This is a genomic window from Pseudomonas tumuqii, assembly GCF_013184545.1.
GTDB lineage: Bacteria > Pseudomonadota > Gammaproteobacteria > Pseudomonadales > Pseudomonadaceae > Aquipseudomonas > Aquipseudomonas tumuqii.
In genome coordinates this window covers 1-863 of sequence record NZ_JAAOJA010000057.1, presented here as the reverse complement: position 1 = coordinate 863, position 863 = coordinate 1, and the positions used below count along the sequence as shown (strand labels likewise).

The following is an 863-nucleotide window of genomic DNA, read 5'->3' as shown; positions in this document are numbered from 1 at the left end:
GGGCTGCCGGCCATTGTGGTGCGGTAGGAATATATTCATCGAACCGCCGTGTACGTGACCCGTATGCACGGTGGTGTGGGAGGAGAGGCGCCGTGAGGCGTCTCCCTATCCCGATTAGGCCTCGCAGAGAACCAGCCGTGACCGAAGAAGAGTCTCTCCTCGCTGCCATATACGAAGACGTAGAGCTGCACTCGTATGACGCCTCTTGGCCTCAGGCGTTCGAAGTCGAGCGAGATCGCCTCCTGTTTCTGTTCCCAGATACCTTCATAGACGTTCAGCACATTGGAAGCACCGCGGTTCAGGGACTCAGTGCCAAACCGGTCATCGACATTCTTGCCGGCGTTCAGTCCATCACAGTTGCTGAACGACTTGCGCTGCCGTTGTGCCAATCCGGCTACACCACTTCTGCAGAGTTCAACGAGTCCTTGTCAGATCGCAAGTGGTTCATGCGCTGGGCAAACGGGCATCGAACGCATCATCTTCATCTCGTCGTCCATGGCAGTCCCGTCTGGCACGCACGGCTGAGGTTCCGCAATGCGCTACGGTCCAGTCCAGAGCTCGCCGCAAAGTATGCCGCGCTCAAGACTCAGCTCGCCGCGACGCATCCCAACGATCGGGAGGCCTACACCGATGCCAAAGCAGAGTTCGTCCGTGCCATCGTGCGCGGGGCCTAGCCCTTCCATCGAGGGGACGTCCAACATCTGGCTTCGCCAGCTGTCGGCCGCCCCTCATGTCAACCGTTAGGGAAACTCTGAAGAAGACTTCCTGATTTTGGCAAAATACCCGGATTCCACCCGCTGAGTTTTCCGATGAAGCAGATGACCTTCGCCGACGCCGAGTACGCAGGCAAGCGCAAGCAGACC

General features: G+C 58.6%; 1 protein-coding gene. It reads left to right on the top strand.

Annotation, left to right across the window (positions count from 1 at the left end; genetic code table 11):
• Window positions 1-137 precede the first annotated feature (137 nt).
• Window positions 138-674 (top strand): GrpB family protein, encoded by a 537-nt coding sequence (locus G9C89_RS24920; RefSeq protein ID WP_172153387.1) that lies wholly within the window; start codon window positions 138-140, stop codon window positions 672-674.
• Window positions 675-863 lie beyond the last annotated feature (189 nt).